At 71.1% G+C, this 16,973-nt stretch carries 12 protein-coding genes and 1 tRNA gene; 11 read left to right on the top strand and 2 right to left on the bottom strand.

Annotated features, from left to right (window positions below):
- Positions 1 to 16: 16 nt before the first annotated feature.
- The 5 genes from flgK to EOE66_RS15585 are packed head-to-tail and all read left to right on the top strand — an operon-like array spanning position 17 to position 8,230.
- On the top strand, positions 17 to 1,966 hold the full coding sequence (flgK, locus tag EOE66_RS15565; protein ID WP_128229617.1) for a flagellar hook-associated protein FlgK: 1,950 nt from the start codon (positions 17 to 19) through the stop codon (positions 1,964 to 1,966).
- A gap of 23 nt (positions 1,967 to 1,989) precedes the next feature.
- A complete protein-coding gene (gene flgL, locus EOE66_RS15570) occupies positions 1,990 to 2,919 on the top strand; it encodes a flagellar hook-associated protein FlgL (protein WP_128229618.1) in 930 nt (309 codons plus the stop codon).
- Positions 2,920 to 2,937: 18 nt separating this feature from the next.
- Positions 2,938 to 4,218, top strand: a complete 1,281-nt coding sequence (locus EOE66_RS15575; RefSeq protein WP_128229619.1) for an EAL and HDOD domain-containing protein — start codon at positions 2,938 to 2,940, stop codon at positions 4,216 to 4,218.
- Positions 4,208 to 7,585: a PAS domain-containing sensor histidine kinase gene (locus EOE66_RS15580; protein WP_128229620.1), complete on the top strand. Its 3,378-nt coding sequence runs from the start codon at positions 4,208 to 4,210 to the stop codon at positions 7,583 to 7,585. The genes EOE66_RS15575 and EOE66_RS15580 overlap by 11 nt, the downstream gene beginning before the upstream one ends.
- A gap of 18 nt (positions 7,586 to 7,603) precedes the next feature.
- A complete protein-coding gene (locus tag EOE66_RS15585; protein ID WP_128229621.1) occupies positions 7,604 to 8,230 on the top strand; it encodes a response regulator in 627 nt (208 codons plus the stop codon).
- A gap of 14 nt (positions 8,231 to 8,244) precedes the next feature.
- Here EOE66_RS15585 and EOE66_RS15590 read toward each other — a convergent pair whose 3' ends face one another.
- Positions 8,245 to 9,801 carry a sensor histidine kinase gene (locus EOE66_RS15590; protein ID WP_205702709.1) on the bottom strand — a complete coding sequence of 519 codons (1,557 nt, stop codon included), beginning with the start codon at positions 9,799 to 9,801 and terminating at the stop codon, positions 8,245 to 8,247.
- A 264-nt stretch (positions 9,802 to 10,065) separates the two neighbouring features.
- Here EOE66_RS15590 and EOE66_RS15595 point away from each other — a divergent pair, with 264 nt between their 5' ends.
- The 6 genes from EOE66_RS15595 to cysC all read left to right on the top strand — a co-directional run bounded on the left by EOE66_RS15595 (position 10,066) and on the right by cysC (position 16,802).
- On the top strand, positions 10,066 to 10,467 hold the full coding sequence (locus tag EOE66_RS15595; protein ID WP_128229623.1) for an Hpt domain-containing protein: 402 nt from the start codon (positions 10,066 to 10,068) through the stop codon (positions 10,465 to 10,467).
- Positions 10,468 to 10,480: 13 nt separating this feature from the next.
- On the top strand, positions 10,481 to 12,721 hold the full coding sequence (locus EOE66_RS15600) for a putative bifunctional diguanylate cyclase/phosphodiesterase (RefSeq protein ID WP_128229624.1): 2,241 nt from the start codon (positions 10,481 to 10,483) through the stop codon (positions 12,719 to 12,721).
- Positions 12,721 to 14,397, top strand: a complete 1,677-nt coding sequence (locus tag EOE66_RS15605) for a GGDEF domain-containing protein (RefSeq protein ID WP_128229625.1) — start codon at positions 12,721 to 12,723, stop codon at positions 14,395 to 14,397. The genes EOE66_RS15600 and EOE66_RS15605 overlap by 1 nt, the downstream gene beginning before the upstream one ends.
- Before the next feature lie 156 nt (positions 14,398 to 14,553).
- Positions 14,554 to 15,246: a hypothetical protein gene (locus EOE66_RS15610; protein ID WP_128229626.1), complete on the top strand. Its 693-nt coding sequence runs from the start codon at positions 14,554 to 14,556 to the stop codon at positions 15,244 to 15,246.
- Between the two features lie 218 nt (positions 15,247 to 15,464).
- The gene (locus EOE66_RS15615) at positions 15,465 to 16,112 is read left to right on the top strand and encodes a PEP-CTERM sorting domain-containing protein (protein ID WP_205702710.1); all 648 of its coding nucleotides are present in this window, start codon (positions 15,465 to 15,467) and stop codon (positions 16,110 to 16,112) included.
- A gap of 156 nt (positions 16,113 to 16,268) precedes the next feature.
- Entirely contained in the window at positions 16,269 to 16,802 is a 534-nt protein-coding gene (gene cysC, locus EOE66_RS15620; RefSeq protein ID WP_310733110.1) for an adenylyl-sulfate kinase, read from the top strand.
- 59 nt (positions 16,803 to 16,861) lie between these two features.
- On the opposite strand, the gene EOE66_RS15625 is transcribed toward cysC, so the two are convergent.
- Positions 16,862 to 16,949, bottom strand: a tRNA-Ser gene (locus tag EOE66_RS15625).
- Positions 16,950 to 16,973: the final 24 nt, after the last annotated feature.

A 16,973-nucleotide genomic window follows, 5' to 3' on the forward strand; every position in this document is an offset into this window, starting at 1 on the left:
GTCCGAGGACGGCGCGATGGGCAGTTCACCGCTGATGTCGCTGGGCGTTCGCGCCATGGCGGCCAACTACGCCGCGTTGCAGACCACGGGTCACAACATCGCCAACGCGAACATGCCGGGCTACAGCCGGCAGTCGACGGTGCTGGCCACCTCGCAGGGCCAGTTCACGGGCGCGGGCTTCTTCGGCCGCGGCGTCGACGTGGTCAGCGTCACGCGTTCGCACAACGAGTTCCTCACGCGCGAGACTGCCAACGCGGCCTCGCTCTCGGCCATGGACGCGGCCCGCCTGGGCCAGCTCAAGCGCCTGGAGAACGTGTTCCAGACCGGCGAGTCGGGCCTGGGCTACGCGGTGACCGAGGTCTTCAATGCGATGGTCGACCTGTCCAGCCGCCCCACCGACCTGGCCACGCGCCAGGTGGTGCTGGCGCGGGCCACCGACATGGCCGCGCGCTTCTCTGAAGCAGGCACCACGCTCGACCAGACGCAGGCCGAGGTCACGGCCGACCTCAAGACCTCGGTGTCCGAGGTCAACCAGCTCACCCAGGCCATCGCCGACGCCAACCAGCGCGTGGCCTCGCTGCGCGGCCTGGGTCAACCCGCCAATGACGTGCTCGACGAGCGCGACCGGCTCATCGGCCAGCTCTCGGAGAAGCTGCGGGTCACGCGCATCGAGGCCGACGACGGCACGGTGGGCCTGTTCATCGGTGGCGGCCAGCGCCTGGTGCTGGCCGGCCAGGCCACCCAGCTCGTGGTGGTGCCCAACGACGTCGACCCCAGCCGCAGCGCGCTGGCGCTTCGCGAAGGCACGGGCACGTTGCGCCGCATCGACGACAGCGGCCTGGGGGGTGGCTCGATGGCCGGGCTCATCCGGTTCCAGAACGTCGATCTCGCCACGGCGCGCAACCTCGTCGGCCAGCTGGCTGCGGCGGTGGGGGGCGCGCTGAACGACCAGCAGACGCGCGGCCTGAGCCTGCAGCAGCCCATGGGGCAGAACCCGGCGCAGCCGCTGTTCGCCATGGGGCCGCAACGCGCGCTCGCGCAGGAAGGCAACCTGCGCGATGTCAACACCGGCCTGCCCATCGGCAATGTCACGCTGAGCATCGTCGACGCCCGCGCGCTGGAGGCCAGCGACTACGACCTGCGCGAAAGCGCCAGCGTCCCCGGCAGTTGGTCGCTGACACGCCTGTCCGACGGCCTGGAGCGCACCGTCAACAGCGGCGATGTCGTCGACGGCGTGCGCATCGACATCAGCAACGCCCAGCCCGGTGACCGCTACCTGCTGCAGCCCGTGGCGCGCATGGCCAATGGCATGCGCAACCTGCTGACCAGCCCGCTGGACCTGGCAGCCGCCTCGCCGCTGCTGGCCACCGGCGTGAGCGGCAACACCGGTACCGGCGCGCCCGGCGACCTGGTGGTGACGGCCAGCCCGCAGCCCTTTCCGGGCACGCCGGAAACCTTGCAGTTCTTCCGCCTGGCCGTGCCCGTCAATGGCAACGACTTCGAGTACGTCTCGTCCATCACTGGCGTGGCGACACCCTGGCGCACCGGCCAGCCGGTGGTGGGGGCCAACGGCTACACCCTGCAGATCAACGGCGTGCCGGCCGACACCGACAGCTTCCTCGTCGAGCCGACGCCGGCGGCCTCGCTGGCCAGCAACAACGGCAACGCGCGTGCCATGCTGGCGCTGCGCGACGCGCTCATCGTGGGCGGCCGCACGGTGTCGGACTCCTGGTCGCAGTCGCTCGCCGACATCGGCGTGCGCGTGCAGAGCGCCGCCTCGTCGGCCAGCATCAGCGCCGCCGTGGCCTCGCAGTCGGAGCAGGCGCGCAGCTCGCAGGACGGCGTGAACCTCGACGAAGAGGCGGCCCGCCTCATCCAGTTCCAGCAAAGCTACCAGGCCGCGGCCAAGGTGCTGCAGGTGGCGCAATCGCTGTTCGACACCCTGCTCAACGCCGCTGGCCAGTGAACCCCCTGAACAGGCCTTGACCCATGCGCATCAGTTCCGCCTACGCCTTCGAAACGTCGCTGGCCAACCTGCAGCGGCGGCAGTCGCAGCTGTCGGAAGCGCAAGAGCAGCTCACCAGCGGCAAGCGCGTGCGCAAGGCCAGCGACGACCCTGCCGCAGCGGCGGCGGCCGAGCGGGCGCTGGCTGCCAACGCCCGTGCCGAGGCGCACCTGAGCGCGCTCAACGCCAGCCGCAACGCCATGCAGCTGACCGAAGGCGCACTCGGCGATGCCGGCGACCTGATGCAGCGCGCCCGCGAACTGATGGTCTCTGCCGGCAACGGCACCTATGGCGACAGCGAACGCCAGTCGCTGGCCGAGGCGCTGCGCGGCATCCGCAACGACCTGCTGGCCGTGGCCAACCGCAGCGACGGCGCAGGGCGCTACCTCTTCGGCGGCCAGGGCTCCGACACGCCGCCGCTGCGCGATGCCGCCGGCGGCGTGGTCTACGACGGCTCACCGGGCCAGTTGAACGCCGCGGCCGGCGAAGTCACGCCGCTGAGCATCGACGGTGCCGGCGTCTTCCTGCGTGCACCCGACCCGGCCAACGCCGGCGGCACCATCAGCGCCTTCGACGCCATGGACACCGCCATCAGCGAGCTGATGACGCCTGGCCGCCCGTCCACGGCCGTGGCCCAGACCGTGGCCACCGCCATCGAGCGCATGGGCGCCGTGCAGGGCAACTTCTCGGGCTGGCGGGCGCGCGCCGGCGAGGCCCTGAACCGGGCCGACGGCATCGAGAGCCGCCTGAGCCAGACCAAGCTCGACGCCCAGCGCGACCGCAGCACCGCGGAGGACCTGGACATGGTCGAGGCCATCTCCGATTTCCAGGGCAAGCAGACCGGCTACGATGCGGCACTGAAGACGTATTCCATGGTGCAGCGCATGTCCCTCTTCGACTACATGAAAACCTGAGCGCGCTCCTTGACCACCATGCAAGACCATCCCGTGCTGGGCCAGGTGGCCCTGGGCTACACGCCCATGATCAACAAGCAGCGCGAGGTGGTGGCCACGCGGCTGACGGTCTTCCCCGAACGCCCCGACGTCACGCCCGACGCGCCCGCCTTGCTGCAGGCGCTGCACGAGGTGTGGCCTGCTGCCGAAGCTGCTGGCAGCGAGCCTCTGAAGCTCTCGCCCCGCCCGCTGGACCCCGCCGCCCGGGGCGCCCGCGCGCCGGGTGTGCGCCCGCCCGTGACCTTGAACCTGGCCGGCGAAAGCCTGCTGCGTGCCGTGATGGCCGCGCAGCCGGCCACGCAGTTCATGCTGGAGGTGCCTGCCTTCATGGCGGCCGACCCCGCCGTCGCGCAGCAGTTGCGGCAGCTGCACGAGGCCGGCAACCTGCTGATGATCAAGGGCCGGCCGCTGCAGCCGCTGGCCCCTGAGGTGCTGGCGCTGTTCAGCCACTCCATCGTCGAAGTGGGCGAAGACCGCCGCACTGGCGCGCCCTCGGCCACCGCGGCGGCGGTGCGCCAGATCACCACCGTCCAGGCCGGCGCGCGCACCAGTGAAGACGTCGACGCTGCTTTCCAGCGGGGCGCCGTGGCGGTGTTGGGCTGGCCGATGGACGACGCCCCGCCCACGGGCACCACCAAGGGCAAGGTGCCGCCCGACGTGAACACGGTGATGACGCTGATCGGCGGCGTCGAGAAAGAGCGCCCCGTGGCCGAGCTGGAGGCCGTGCTCAAGCGCGACCCTGCACTGGCCTTCCGCCTGATGCGTTATCTCAACTCGCCGGCCTTCGGCTTGAGCGTGGAGATCAACTCCTTCGGCCACGCGTTGATGATGCTGGGCTATGCCCGGCTCAAGCGCTGGCTGGCGCTGCTGCTGGCATCGTCGGCCAAGGGCGTCAATGCCACGCCGGTGATGTACGCCGCCGTGCGCCGCGGCCTGCTGATGGAAGAGCTGGGCCGCGAGCAGGGCGACGCCGAGATGCGCGGCGAGATGTTCATCTGCGGCGTGTTCTCGCTGCTCGACCGCCTGCTGCAGCAGCCCTTCAGCGAACTGCTGCCCAACGTGCCCGTGCCCGAGCGCGTGGCGCAGGCGCTGCGCGGCGAGGGCGGGCCCTACCAGCCCTACCTGGAACTGGTGCGCGCCATCGAGCAGGAAACGGTCTACGACCTGCGCGAGAAGGCCGATGCGCTGATGCTCGGCCCCACCACCGTCAACCGCGCGGTTCTGGTGGCGCTGCGTTCGGCCCGGCAGCTTGACGGCTAAACCCACCTTTCCGGGCACTCGCGCGGCCCCCGCGCTGCCCAGCCGCGGCCTGACGCAGCTGCCTTCGCTGGCGGTGCTGCCGGTGGCGGCCACGCTGCAGGCGGCCGATTTCCGCATCGTCGACCTGAACCCGGCCTTCGCCCAGCTCAGCGGCCGCACACGTGCGGTACTGCTGGGCAGCGACCCTGTGGGGCTGGAGCCCGCCGACACGCAGGACGCCAGCCGCGCCGAGCGCCAGGACCAGGCCGCTGCGGCCACCGCCGGCCACGCGCCGCCCGCGGTGCAGCGCCGGCTGCTCGACGCCCACGGCCGCGAGCGATGGTGCAGCTGCGCCACCAGCCGCATCACCGATGGCCGCGGTGGCGTCTACTGGCTCACCCTGTGGCACGAGGTCACGGCCGAGGTCGCGGCACGCGACCAGGCACGCCGCGCGCAGGACGAACTCGCGCAGTGGTTCGAGCTCAGCGGCACCGGCATGCTGGTCTACGACGACAGCGGACTCATCGTGCGTTGCAACGCCGCCTTCGAGAGCCTGGTGGAGCGGGTGCCCGAAGAACTGGCGCAAGCCGAGCCGGGCCTTCAGGCCTTGCTGGGTTGGCAGGGCGGCGCGCTGGTGCCGGCCTTGGCCGCCGGCGGCGCCGCGCTGGAAGCGCAGGCGCTGGTGGCCCTGGGCGATGGCCGCCGGCGGCGCCTGAGCGCGCGCCTGGTGTGCCAGGCCACCGAGGGCGGCGGCCGCCGCGTGATGGCCGTGGTGCAGGACCGCAGCGCCGAAGACGCCCGCGATCTCGCCCAACTGGAAATGGGCATGCTGATGGACACCGCCAGCATCGGCGTGGCCACCTACGACCCCGCACGCGGCTGGCTCGCGCCCGAGCCGCCGCAGGGCAGCGGCGCAGCGGCGCGTCGCAGCGAAGGCCGGCCGGCCTCGGGCGCACTGATGGGCATCCATCGCGATCTCGTGGAACCCGCCTCGCTGCCCGAGTACGAGACCCTGCAGCGCGCGCTGCGCAGCGGTGAGCGCACCGAGGTGCGCTATGCCGTGCGCCACCCCGAACTGGGCCTGCGCTGGCTGCTCACGCGTGTGGAGCCGGGCGCGCTGTCGGGCGGGCGGCACACCACCTCGGTGGTGACGCTCGACGTCACCGACCAGCACCTGGCGCAGCGGCGCAACGAAGAGCTGCTGCGCGAGCTGACGACGATTCTCGACAGCAGCACCGCCGGCATCGCCTACCTGCGCGGGCCGGTGGTGGCGCGCTGCAACCGGCGTTTCGAGCGCATGCTGGGTTTCGAGGGCGGGGCTGCGGCCGGTGCCACGCTGGGCGAGATCTTCGCGCGCAGCATGGGCGCGCTGCAGGGCGCGGGCGAGGCCCTGGCCGCGCTGCAACGGCTGGACGAAGGCCAACCTTTCGAAGCCGAGCTGCCGCTGGCGATGGGCGACGCGCCGCCGCAGTGGTACTCGCTGTCGGTGCGCCGCGCCCAGGCCACCGGCGAAGAGGGCGAGCCCGAGGCCGTGGCCGTGCTGACCGACATCACGCGGCTGAAGCACCAGCAGGCCGAGTTGGAGCAACTGCTGCGCGACCGCGAGCTGATGTTCAGCCTCAGCGAGGTGGGCATCGTCTACCAGCGCGGTGCGCGCATCGAACGGGCCAACCAGGCGATGGCCGCGCTCACCGGCTGGGCCAGCCCCGAGCTGAGCACACTCGATGCCGCAGAGCTGTACGAGAGCGCGCGCGAGTGCGTCGAATTCGAAGCCCGCATCGGCCAGGCGCTGCGTGAGCAGGGGCGTTTCAGCGGCGAGCGCCGCCTGCGCCGCCGCGACGGCAGCCTGATCTGGGTGCAGGTGGCGGTGCGCCCGGTGAACCAGGACGAGAGCGAGAGCGCCGTCATCTGCAGCTTCATCGACATCGACGAGCGCCGCCGCACGCGCGAGACCCTGGCCGGTCAGGCCGAGCGCACGCGCGCGGTGCTGAACTCGGTGCTGGTGGGCATCGTCACCGTCAACGAGCACGGCATCCAGTGGATGAACCGCTCGGCTCGGCGCATGTTCGGCGGCGAACTGGCCGATTTTGTGGGCGAGCCCATCAGCATCGTCGCCACGCCCGAGCCCGACCACCCGCTGCGCCAGCTGGCGCAACTGGAAGGCCTGCGGGAGGGCCAGAACGACACCTTTGAATGCCGGCTCAAGGCGCGCGACGGGCGCGAGTTCTGGGTCGTGGGCAATGCCGTGCCCAGCGCGCCCGGCGCAGCCGGCGGCGCCGCGCGCGAGATGACCATCGCTTTGCTGGACATCGAACGGCGTCGCCAGGCCGAGGTGCACATCGCGCAGGCCCAGGCCTCGCTGCAGCGGGTGATCGAGACCGCACCACTGGCCATCGCGCTCTTCGATGCACGCAGCCTGGTGGTGCAGCAGCTCAACCAGACCGCGGCCAGCTTCTTCGGCCGCCCGCTGGCCGGGCTGCAGGGTGCCACGCTGCAGGCCTGCTGCGCCAGCCCGGCGCAGGCCGCGGCCCTGCTGGGCTGGCTGCGCGCTGCGGCGGACGGCGCCGTCACCGCGCAGCACGAGTGGCGTGAAGAGCTCTCCGAGCCTGCCAGCGGCGAAGCCAGTGCGCGTGTCTGGGACTGCCGCATCACCACGCTGCAGGACGGCGCCGCCGCGGCCGGTGACGACACGGGCGGCCTGCAGCTGCTGCTGGTGGCCAGCGACGTGACCGAGCAGCGCGCCGCCGAGCGCGCGCGCCTGCAGGCCGCCATCGCCCAGCGCGAGGTGCTGGTGCGCGAGGTGCACCACCGCATCAAGAACAACCTGCAGGGCGTGGCCGGCTTGCTGCAGCAGAACGCCGCGCGGAGGCCCGAGATGGCCGACATCCTCAGCGAGGCCGTGGGCCAGGTGCAGGCCATCGCGCAGGTCTACGGCCTGCAGGTGGGCGCCAGCGGGCCGCTGGCGGTGGCCAGCCTGCTGCGCGCCATCGCGGCTTCGGTGCAGCGCACCTTCGGCCGCGCCATCGCCGTCGACATGGACGGCGAGGTGCCGCACCTGCTGCCCGAGGCCGAGTCCATCCCGGTGGCGCTGACGCTCAACGAATTGCTCACCAATGCCATCAAGCACGGCAGCGGCGGCGAGGTGCGCTGTCGCGTCTGGGCGGTGGGCGAGGGCCTGGACATCAGCATCGCCAGCCAGGCCACGCTGGCGCCAGGTTTCGACCTGCAACAACGTCGCAGTGTGGTGTCAGGTCTGGGCTTGGTGCGCGCCTTGCTGCCCCGGCGCAGCGCCTCGCTGGCACTGGCCCAGGAAGGGGACTGGGTGGTGGCACGCCTGGCCTTGCGCCCCCCCGGTGTGCGTGTGCCGGGGCCGGGCGATGCGGTCTGATGGGCCACAATCCGGCGGATGAACGCAGAGGCCAGCAGCCGAGGCAAGATCCTGGTCGTCGATGACGACCGGCTCGTGCTCGCCACGGTGACGCACGGTCTTTCTGCAGCCGGCTACGAGGTGATAGACGCCGACAATGGCGACGACGCCATCCTGCTGGCGCGCGAGCACCGCCCGGCGCTGGCGCTGCTGGACATCCGCATGGAAGGCAAGAGCGGTTTCGACGTCGCCGAGACCCTGCGCGACGCCTACAGCATCCCCTTCATGTTCCTCTCGGCCTTTGCCGACGAGGCCACGCGGCAGCAGGTGCAGGCGCTGGGCGCGCTGGATTACCTCATCAAGCCGCTGGACGTGGGGCAGATCGTGCCGGCGGTGGAGGCGGCCTTCGTGCGCGTGCGGGGCGGCGCGGTGGCGCCGCCGACGGCGCCTGCGGCCCTGCCACCCACCGCGCCCGCCCTCGTGCCGGCTGCCCTCTCAGACCCCGTGCCGCTGGCCGTGGGCGTGCTGATGCACCGCTACTCGCTCTCGCGCGACGCTGCCTGGCAGCGCCTGCAGCGGCTGGCGGCCGACCAGAAGGTCAGCCTGCCGGCGCAGGCCGAGCGCCTGCTGGCTGCGGTGGAAGAGCTGGCGCGCTCGGCGCTTTGACGCGGCAGCCGGCCTCAGCCGGCGAGCGTGAAGAAGAAGGCGGCGCCCCGGCCCGGTTCGGCCTCGGCCCAGATGTCGCCGCCGTGCCGGCGCACGATGCGCCGCACCGAGGCCAACCCGACACCGCTGCCCGGGAATTCGCTGGCGCTGTGCAGGCGCTGGAAGAGGCCGAACAGGCGGTCCGACGATCGCATGTCGAAGCCCGCGCCGTTGTCGCGCACCACGTAGGCGGTGCGCCCGCCATGTGCCACCGAGCCCAGGCTGATGCGTGCCTTGGGCGTGCGGCCGCTGTACTTCCAGGCGTTGCCCAGCAGGTTCTCCAGCACCAGGCGCAGCAGCGTCGGGTCGCCCTGCGTGGTGAGGCCGCCTTCGATGTCGACCTCCACCTCGCGGTCGGGCGTGCTGCGGCGCAGGTCGTCGATCACGTAACCGGCCAGCTGTGACAGGTTCACAGGCTGGCGCGCCAGCGGTTGCGAGCTCAGCCGCGCCAGCGTGAGCAGCGCGTCGATCATCAGGTTCATGCGGGCGGCGGCGCCGAGCACGCGGTCGAGGTGGTCGTTGCCGACGCGGTCGAGCAGGCGGCCGTAGTCTTCCTTGACGATGCGCGTGAAGCCCTCGACCACACGGATCGGTGCGCGCAGGTCGTGCGACACGGTGAAGCTGAAGCTGTCGCTCTCTTCCATGCTGGCGGCCAGCGCCGCCTGCGAGGCCTTGGCGGCTGCCGCCGCCGCTTCCGAGGCGGCTGCGCTGGCCGCTTCGGCCCCGCCGCCGGCCGCCTCGGGCGGCCGTTGCAGCAGCACCAGGCCGCGCAGCGTGCCGGGCAGTCCGAGGCAGGCCTGTGCGTGCCAACCCCCATCGGCCTGCGCCGCGCCGGGCTCGTCCTGCGCAAAGGCTTGCACCATCGCCGCCGGCAGGTCGTGCAGGGCCTCGGGCAAGGGGCAGCCGGGCGACAGGGCGGGCCAGAGCGCCTGAGCGGCGCTGTTGCAGGCCTGGAGCTGCCAGCCTTCGCCCTGGTCGAGAGCCCACAGTGCCGGGCCGGTCTGCAAGGCCAGCAGCGGTAGCAGCGCGGCAGCCCCCGCCTGAAGCACGTCGTCCGCATGCAAGGGGCAGGCGGTGCCGGTGTAGCCGTTGAAGGCGCCCAGATCGTCATGGCGCGGGACGCCTTGAACGCGCCAGCTGCGGCTGCCTTCGAAGGGCTGCGGGAGATCGATGCGCACCCCGGCGAACGCGCGCTGGGCCTGCAGTCTCGTCCGCAGCGTCGGGTCATTGAACAGCGGCTGCAGGGCCGTGGCCGTCGGCGCCTCGCCGTGCCAGCGCTGCGGCCGGTGCAGGGCGTCTGTCTGCCAGGTGGCCTCGGCCTGCAACTGGACCATCTGCCGGGCCTGGGCATGCGCTTCGCGCAGCGCCGCCTCGGTGCGCAGCCGCGCCCGGGCATGGCCCAGCGCGTAGGCCCCGGCCGCCGCTGCCACCACTGCCAGAAGGGCCAGTGGCAACCCCCAGTCGAAACCGCCACCGAGGCCGGCACCCGGGGCCTGCGCGGCGGCCAGCGACGGCAACCAGCCCGCAGCCACCCCTGCGGCTGCGTTGCGCCCGTGTGTACCACGCTGGCCCCCTGGGTGAACCCCAGTCTCCGCCGCTCGTGGGTCGGCGGCTCGGGGTCGGCGGCCGTGGCACGATACAAGCATGGCTGGAATTGTACGAAGCGGCCGGCTGGCGCCGGCTCAAGTTCACGGGGAGGGCGCCGAAACTCCAGGGGTGTCCGATCTGTCGACAGCCGGTGCGGGCCCAGGCCCAAGCTCTGCGGCAGCCCCCGACGGCCCTCCACCGCGCCACCCATGAGCGATCCGCAATCCAAAGGCTCTCCAGGCGCCACCTCACCCGCCGCAACAGGCGGCTTCGACCCCGTGGCGCTGGGGCGGCTGCGCGAACTCGACCCCGACGGTCGCCACGGCGTGCTGCAGCGCGTGCTGGTGGCCTTCGAGACTTCGCTCAGCCGCATGCTCGTGCAACTGGCCGCCGAGCGGGAGGGCGGCAATGCCGCCGTCGTGGCCGGTGTGGCGCACACGCTGAAGTCCAGCTCGGCCAGCGTGGGGGCGCTGGACCTCGCACAGGCCTGTGCCGAGGTCGAGCGGCGCCTGCGTACCGGAGAGCCGGGCTCGCTGGGCGGTGATATCGAACGATTGCTGGCCGCTGGCGAGGGCGCGCTCGCAACGGTTAGGGCTATGCTGCACGCTTGAGACGCCTGTGCCGATGACTTCACCGCACCCCTTCGCCGATGCCAGCCACACGGCCCAGCCCGAAGTGCTGCTGGTGGACGACGACGAGGTCAACCTGTTGCTGACGGCGCTGGCCCTGCGCGAACGCGGTTTCGTCATCACCGAAGCGTCCAGCGGCGAACGGGCGCTCGAACTGCTGCGCGACTGGACGCCCGACATCATCGTGCTCGACGCCATGATGCCGGGCCTGGACGGCTTCGAGACCTGCCGTCGCCTGCGCCGCACGCCGGGCTTCGAGAACGTGCCGGTGCTGATGCTCACCGGCCTGGAGGACGACGCCTCCATCACGCGGGCTTACCAGGTGGGCGCCACCGACTTCTTCGTCAAGGCCACGCAGTGGAGCCTGCTGTCGGGCCGCCTGCATTACCTGCTGCGTGCCTCGCGCACGCGGATGGAACTCGAACGCAACCGCGCCAAGCTGGCCCGAGCGCAAGACCTCGCCCGCATGGGAAGCTTCGATTGGCGTCGTGCCGAAGGCGGCCTGCTGCTGCTGCCCGAGGCGCTGCGGGTGCTGGGCTTCGGCCCCCAGGAGCGCGTGACGCTGCGCATGCTGCTGCGCATGGTGCCGCGTGTCGATCGGGCGCAGCTTTCGCGCAAGCTGCACGACGCCATCCGCCACGCCTCGGTGCTGGCCGAGGACGTGCGCATCGTGCTCTTCGACGGGCGCCAGCGCATCATCCACATCGAGGCCGAGCCCGAGTTCAACGAACACGGCCACGGCATCGGCTACACCGGCATCGTGCAGGACGTGACCGAGCGCCGACAGGCCGAAGACCAGATCAAGGAACTGGCCAATTTCGACTCGCTCACGGGCCTGCCCAACCGCCGCCAGCTGATTGCGCGTGCCGAGCGTGCGTTGGAGTACGCGCGCCGTGGCAACCACCAGTGCGCGCTGCTGCTCATCGACCTCGACCGCTTCAAGATCATCAACGACACGCTCGGCCACAGTGCCGGCGATGAACTGCTGACACAGGTCGGCCGCCGCCTGCGTGCCTGCGTGCGCCACAGCGAGGAGATCGCCGACGGTCAACTGGAACTGGTGGGCAGCCGCTCGCACCGCTCGCTGGAGGCCGTCGGCCGCCTGGGGGGTGACGAGTTCGTCGCGCTGCTGCCCGAAGTGGTGGATGACGCCGACGCCGAGCGCGTGGCTCAACGCATCCTCGAATCCTTGCGCGAGGCCATCTTCGTGGCCGGTCAGGAGTGTTTCGTCACCGCCAGCGTGGGCGTGGCCCTCTTTCCCCGCGATGGGACCACGGTCGTCGACCTGCTGCGCAACAGCGACGTGGCGATGTACTCCGTCAAGGCCCAGGGCAAGAACGCCAGCGCGATCTACAGCCCCCAACTCGCCGGCCTGGGCCGCGAGAAGCTGGAACTGGAGACCGCGCTGCACCGTGCCATCGAGCGCGACGAACTCGTGCTGCACTACCAGCCCAAGGTCGACGTGCGTGCCGCGCGGATGGTGGGCGTGGAAGCGCTGATGCGCTGGCAGCGCGGCAACAAGCTGGTGCCGCCGGGCGAGTTCATTCCGTTGGCGGAAGAAACCGGGCTCATCGTGCCGCTGTCGGAGTGGGCGCTGCGCCAGGCCTCGTGGCAGGCGCGCGACTGGCGCGACAAGTTCGGCTTCGACCAGTCCATCGCCGTGAACCTGCCCAGCCGCCTGTTCGAGCGCAGCGACCTGGTCGAGCACATCCACCAGTGCGTGACGGCCGCCAACATGCCCCACCGCGCGGTGATGCTGGAGATCACCGAGAACAGCCTGATGGCCGATTTGCAGGGTGTGATGCCCACGCTGCACCGGCTCAACGAGATCGGGGTCGAGATCTCCATCGATGACTTCGGCACAGGCTATTCGAGCCTCGCCTACCTGACGACGCTGCCCATCAGCGAGCTCAAGATCGACCGCAGCTTCACGCGCGAACTCGGCATCGCGCCGCAGAGCAGCGCGGTGGTGACGGCCATCATCGCCCTGGCGCGGTCGCTGAGCCTGCGTGTGGTGGCCGAGGGTGTGGAGACACTGCGCCAGAAGGAAGTGCTGTTCCGCCTGGGCTGCACCGTGATGCAGGGCTTCCTGTTCAGCAAACCGGTGGGCGCGGCCGAGTTGGAAGTGTGGCTGACCGACCTGCAGTCACCCCGCCGAGCGGCGTGGATGGACAACGTGCTGGAAGCTCCCGGTGAGGAACCGGTCCGCACCGGCATCGCCCGCCGCCTGCGCTGATGGACGGCGCCTCCAACCCGCCAGCGGGCGGCCGCGCCGTTGCCGCCACGCCTGCAGCCAGCATTGCCAAGGGAGCTCTGCGCAGGTTGGCCCAGGCCCACCTGGAGCCCACACCCGAAAACTATGCCCGTGCCTACGCCGAGGAAGCCGGGTTGCCGCCACCGGCGGCTGGCGGTGCGGCCGGGGCCGCGGCGCCTGCCGCCGCCAGCGCGCAAGAGCTGCGGGCCCAGGGGCAGGCCTGGGCCGCCCTGCTCGAACGTGTGGTGCGTGGCCTCGACCGCGGCGGCCGTCAGTGGACGGCTGCGCGCCGCAAGGACAGCCTGAAGCGCGTGCTCGAGGGCAGCCGCAGCGATGCCCAGCGCCTGCTGCAGCGGCTGCAGTCGCTGATGGGTGCCTGGGAGAGCGACCAGGCGGCCGACCCGGCACAGACCGGCCTGGAGGCAAGCCCGCCCGAAGAGGGGCGTGACGAGCCTCCCGCCGAGATCTGGCGGCCGGTGCTCGGCACGCTGCACCAGACGCTGGGCGCAGCCCTGCCGCCAGCCTTGCCGCGCGCCGAGGCGCTGGCCGACCAGCTCAAGCGCCTGGCCGACGCACTGGCCAGCGAAGGCCCGACCCCCGACCTCACCGCAGCCTGCGAGGCCCTGTGCGCGCAGGCCCGGCGCTTCTTCGGCCACCGCCACCACCTGATCGACGAGCTTTCGGCCCTGTGCCGCGAGCTCACCGCCGGCCTCGTGGAACTTGCCGAAGACGAGAGCTGGGCCCGCGGCCAGGCCCAGGCGCTGCAGCAAGCGCTGGAAGAGGGCCCGGCCTCGGCCCGTGGCGTGCGCGCTGCCGGTGTGTTGCTGTCCGAAACGCGCCTGCGCCAGCAGCGGGTGCGGGCCGAGCGCCAGGCCGCTCGCGACGCGCTCAAGCAACTCATCCACGACATGGTGGTGGAGGTGGGTGAACTGGGCGACCACGCCGGCCGCTTCCAGCTTGCCACCGCGCAGCACGCGCAGGCCATCGAGCAGGCCCAGACGCTGGAGAGCCTGGCGCAGGTGGTGCAGGCGCTGCTGCAGGACACCCGTGCCGTGCAGACGGCCGTGGGCCGGTCACAGGAACGTCTGCACGCCGACCGCGCGCGGGCCGATGCACTGGAAGGCAAGGTGCGGGAGCTTGAAGGCGAACTTCGGCGCCTTTCCGACGAGGTGTCGACCGATGCGCTCACGCAGGTGGCCAACCGCCGGGGGCTCGACCAGGCCTTCGAGATCGAGCGCGCCCGCTGCGAGCGCGAGGCGGGCGCCGCGCTGGCCGTGGGCCTGATCGACATCGACAACTTCAAGAAGCTCAATGACAGCCTCGGCCACGCGGCCGGCGACCAGGCCCTGAAGTCTCTGGCTGCCGCGGTGCGCGAGCGCCTGCGTCCGGTGGACCATCTGGCGCGCTTCGGCGGCGAGGAGTTCGTGCTGCTGCTGCCCGGCTTGCCGGATGGCGAAGCCCAGCAGGTCATGACGCGCCTGCAGCGCAGTCTCAGCGAGGCGCTGTTCCTCCACGATGGCCGCGAGGTCTTCGTCACCTTTTCGGGCGGCGTGACGGCTTGGCGCGCAGGCGAGACCCTGCAGGCCGCGCTGGAGCGTGCCGATGAGGCGCTCTACGAAGCCAAGCGCACGGGCAAGAACCGCACCTGCATCGCCTGACGCAGCGGGCCCATGACGGGCGCCGGGCCAGAAGCCTTTGCTCACAAAGCCGGTTCAAGACGGGCGACCCGGTTCCGAAAATGTCGTCATGCGGCGTTCAGGCCCGCGACGATGTTTCAACGCCCGACCATGACCTCGCGCTCCTTTCCGTCCCCGATGGCCCTTCTGCGGCGCGTGCGCGCGGGCGTGCGTGCTTTCTTCAAGCATGACATCGGCGTCAGACGCGAGGGGGGCACCGTCAAGCTGGTCCTGCAGCCGGCCGAGGCGCGGCTGAAGAAGCCGCCCACGCGCGAGGAGCTGGAGGTCAGGCGCGAGAAGGAAGAGCTGCGGGTGATGCGCGAGCAGCTCGCCGCGCTGCTCGACGAGCTGCCCGAGACCCGATCCGCGCTGCGCCATCTGGTGTTCGTCGAACAGGCCGTCGCCAAGCGGGGGCTGAAGGCGCTGCACAAGCTGCCGGTGGATGTGCTGGAAAAGGCCCTGGCGCAGTTGGAGGGCCTGGTCACGAACTGGTCGCCCGTCGGCCTGGCCAGCCTGCGCTCGAAGATGGCGGTGGCCATCATCGACCGCGAGCACCGCGCGCCGGGTGACCCGGAGAACTACCAGACGGCCGCGGTCATCGACAACGCGCCCAGCCTGGCCCAGGAGCCGGAGCCCGACACGGGTGATGACGCTGCCCTCGCGGCGGCCTACGCCGCGCTGGGGCACCTCGCCCCCGGCGCAGGGCCGGCCGAAGTGCAGATGCAGGGCGAACTGCACTCGCCTTCGGCGCGTGTGGTCGAACGCGAGGCCGTGCGACCAGCCGCCCGCGCACCCGCTGAAGCCCTGCAACTGCGCGTGCTCGACACCTGAGTTCCGTGCGCGCGGCCACGCTGCGCTGCACGGTGCCGAGTCAGCGGGGCCATGTTCCTGGCCCGTCGCGTTCAATGCTGAACACTTGCAGGGCGTGAGACCCTCATGTCGGGGGTTGCCGCTGGCTTCTGTGGGGCAGAGACTGGCCTCCGCTAGAAGAGTCTCACGCCCGCATCCCAGGAGGAGCGGCGTCTTCCATCCGACAACAAGGGGTTTCAATGATCGTCAAGTCGTCCATGCTCAAGCCTCTGGCCCTGGCTGCCTTGCTGGCCACCGCCGGCGTCGCTCAAGCCGACATCACCGTGTACACCTCGCTGGCAGCCTTCAACGCTGCCACCGCGAACCCGGGCACGGACACCTTCGCGGGCTTCAGCATCACCAGCGGGACGCCCAGCCCGGTCACGCGCACGGCGGGCAGCTACACCTACACCGCCGACGCCGGCCCTGCGGGCACTTTCTTCGGCGGCGGCTCCACGGCCAACCCCTTCCTGTCGACCAACACCGCCACCGACACGATTTCGTTCTACGGGTTCTCCACGGGCGTCGTGGGCTTTGGCGGCAACTTCTTCGGCAGCAACATCAGCGGCCTGTTCTCCCCCGGGAACGTGGTGCTGACGGCTACCGACAGCAGCGGCACGGTCACGCAGACCATCGTCAATGCTGCCGAGAGCAGCTTCCTGGGTTTCGTCTCCACCACCGGCATCATTTCGGCCACGCTGGCCTCGGTGCAGCCGACCACCGGCTTCCTGTGGCCCTCGGCTGACAACGTGGTGCTCGCCAGTGCCGTGCCGGAACCTGGCACCTACGCCATGATGCTGGCCGGTCTGGGCGTGCTCGGCTTCATGGCCCGCCGCCGTCGCGGCTGATTCCGACACAGCAGCCTCGGCTGCTGGCCCGCGAAGGCTCCGGTCACCACCGGAGCCTTTTTCGTTTTCACGCCGCCGCATGTCCCCGTTCTGCACGAGGCTCCCTGCTTCCCGCCGTTGCTTCCCGAGGTCTGGGCCTTGAAGCAAGCCGCACCTTTGCCGCCGATCGTCAGGCCTGCACCGGTGCTGTGGCTCACCGGCCTTTCGGGCGCGGGCAAGTCCACCATCGCCCAGGCGACCTGTCGGGCCTTGCGCGATCAGGGTCGTGCTGCCGCGGTGTTGGATGGGGACGAGTTGCGCCGCGGCTTGACCCGCGACCTGGGCTTCAGCGAGGCCGACCGCGCCGAGAATGTCCGACGTGCCGCCGAAGTGGCCCGGTTGATGGCCGATGCCGGTCTCGTTGTCATCGTGGCGCTGATCTCGCCCTTCCGCGAAGACCGCGCGCGGGCGCGGGCGCTGTTTGAGGAAGGACGCTTCTTCGAGATCCACATCGACACGGCGCTGAGCGTGGCCGAGGCACGCGACCCCAAAGGGCTGTACCGCCAGGCCCGACAAGGGCTGCTTCCGGCGTTCACTGGCATCAGTTCGCCCTACGAGACACCGCTGGAGCCCGCCTTGCGCATCGACACGGCGCAGGTGCCGGTGGAGGCGGCCGCGCGTCGCTTGATCGACCTGCTGCCGCCGCCTTGAACGCCAGCCTCGGCAGGCAACAGGCCTGACGGCTGGCCACCGTGCGAGGTGCATGCGCTTGGCGGAAGCTCAGGGATTCGAACCCTGGAACCCTTGCGGGTTGCCGGTTTTCAAGACCGGTGCAATCGACCACTCTGCCAAGCTTCCACGGAGACCATCGGCCTCGGTGTG

The organism is Rubrivivax rivuli (assembly GCF_004016505.1).
In the GTDB taxonomy this organism is placed as follows: domain Bacteria; phylum Pseudomonadota; class Gammaproteobacteria; order Burkholderiales; family Burkholderiaceae_C; genus Rubrivivax; species Rubrivivax rivuli.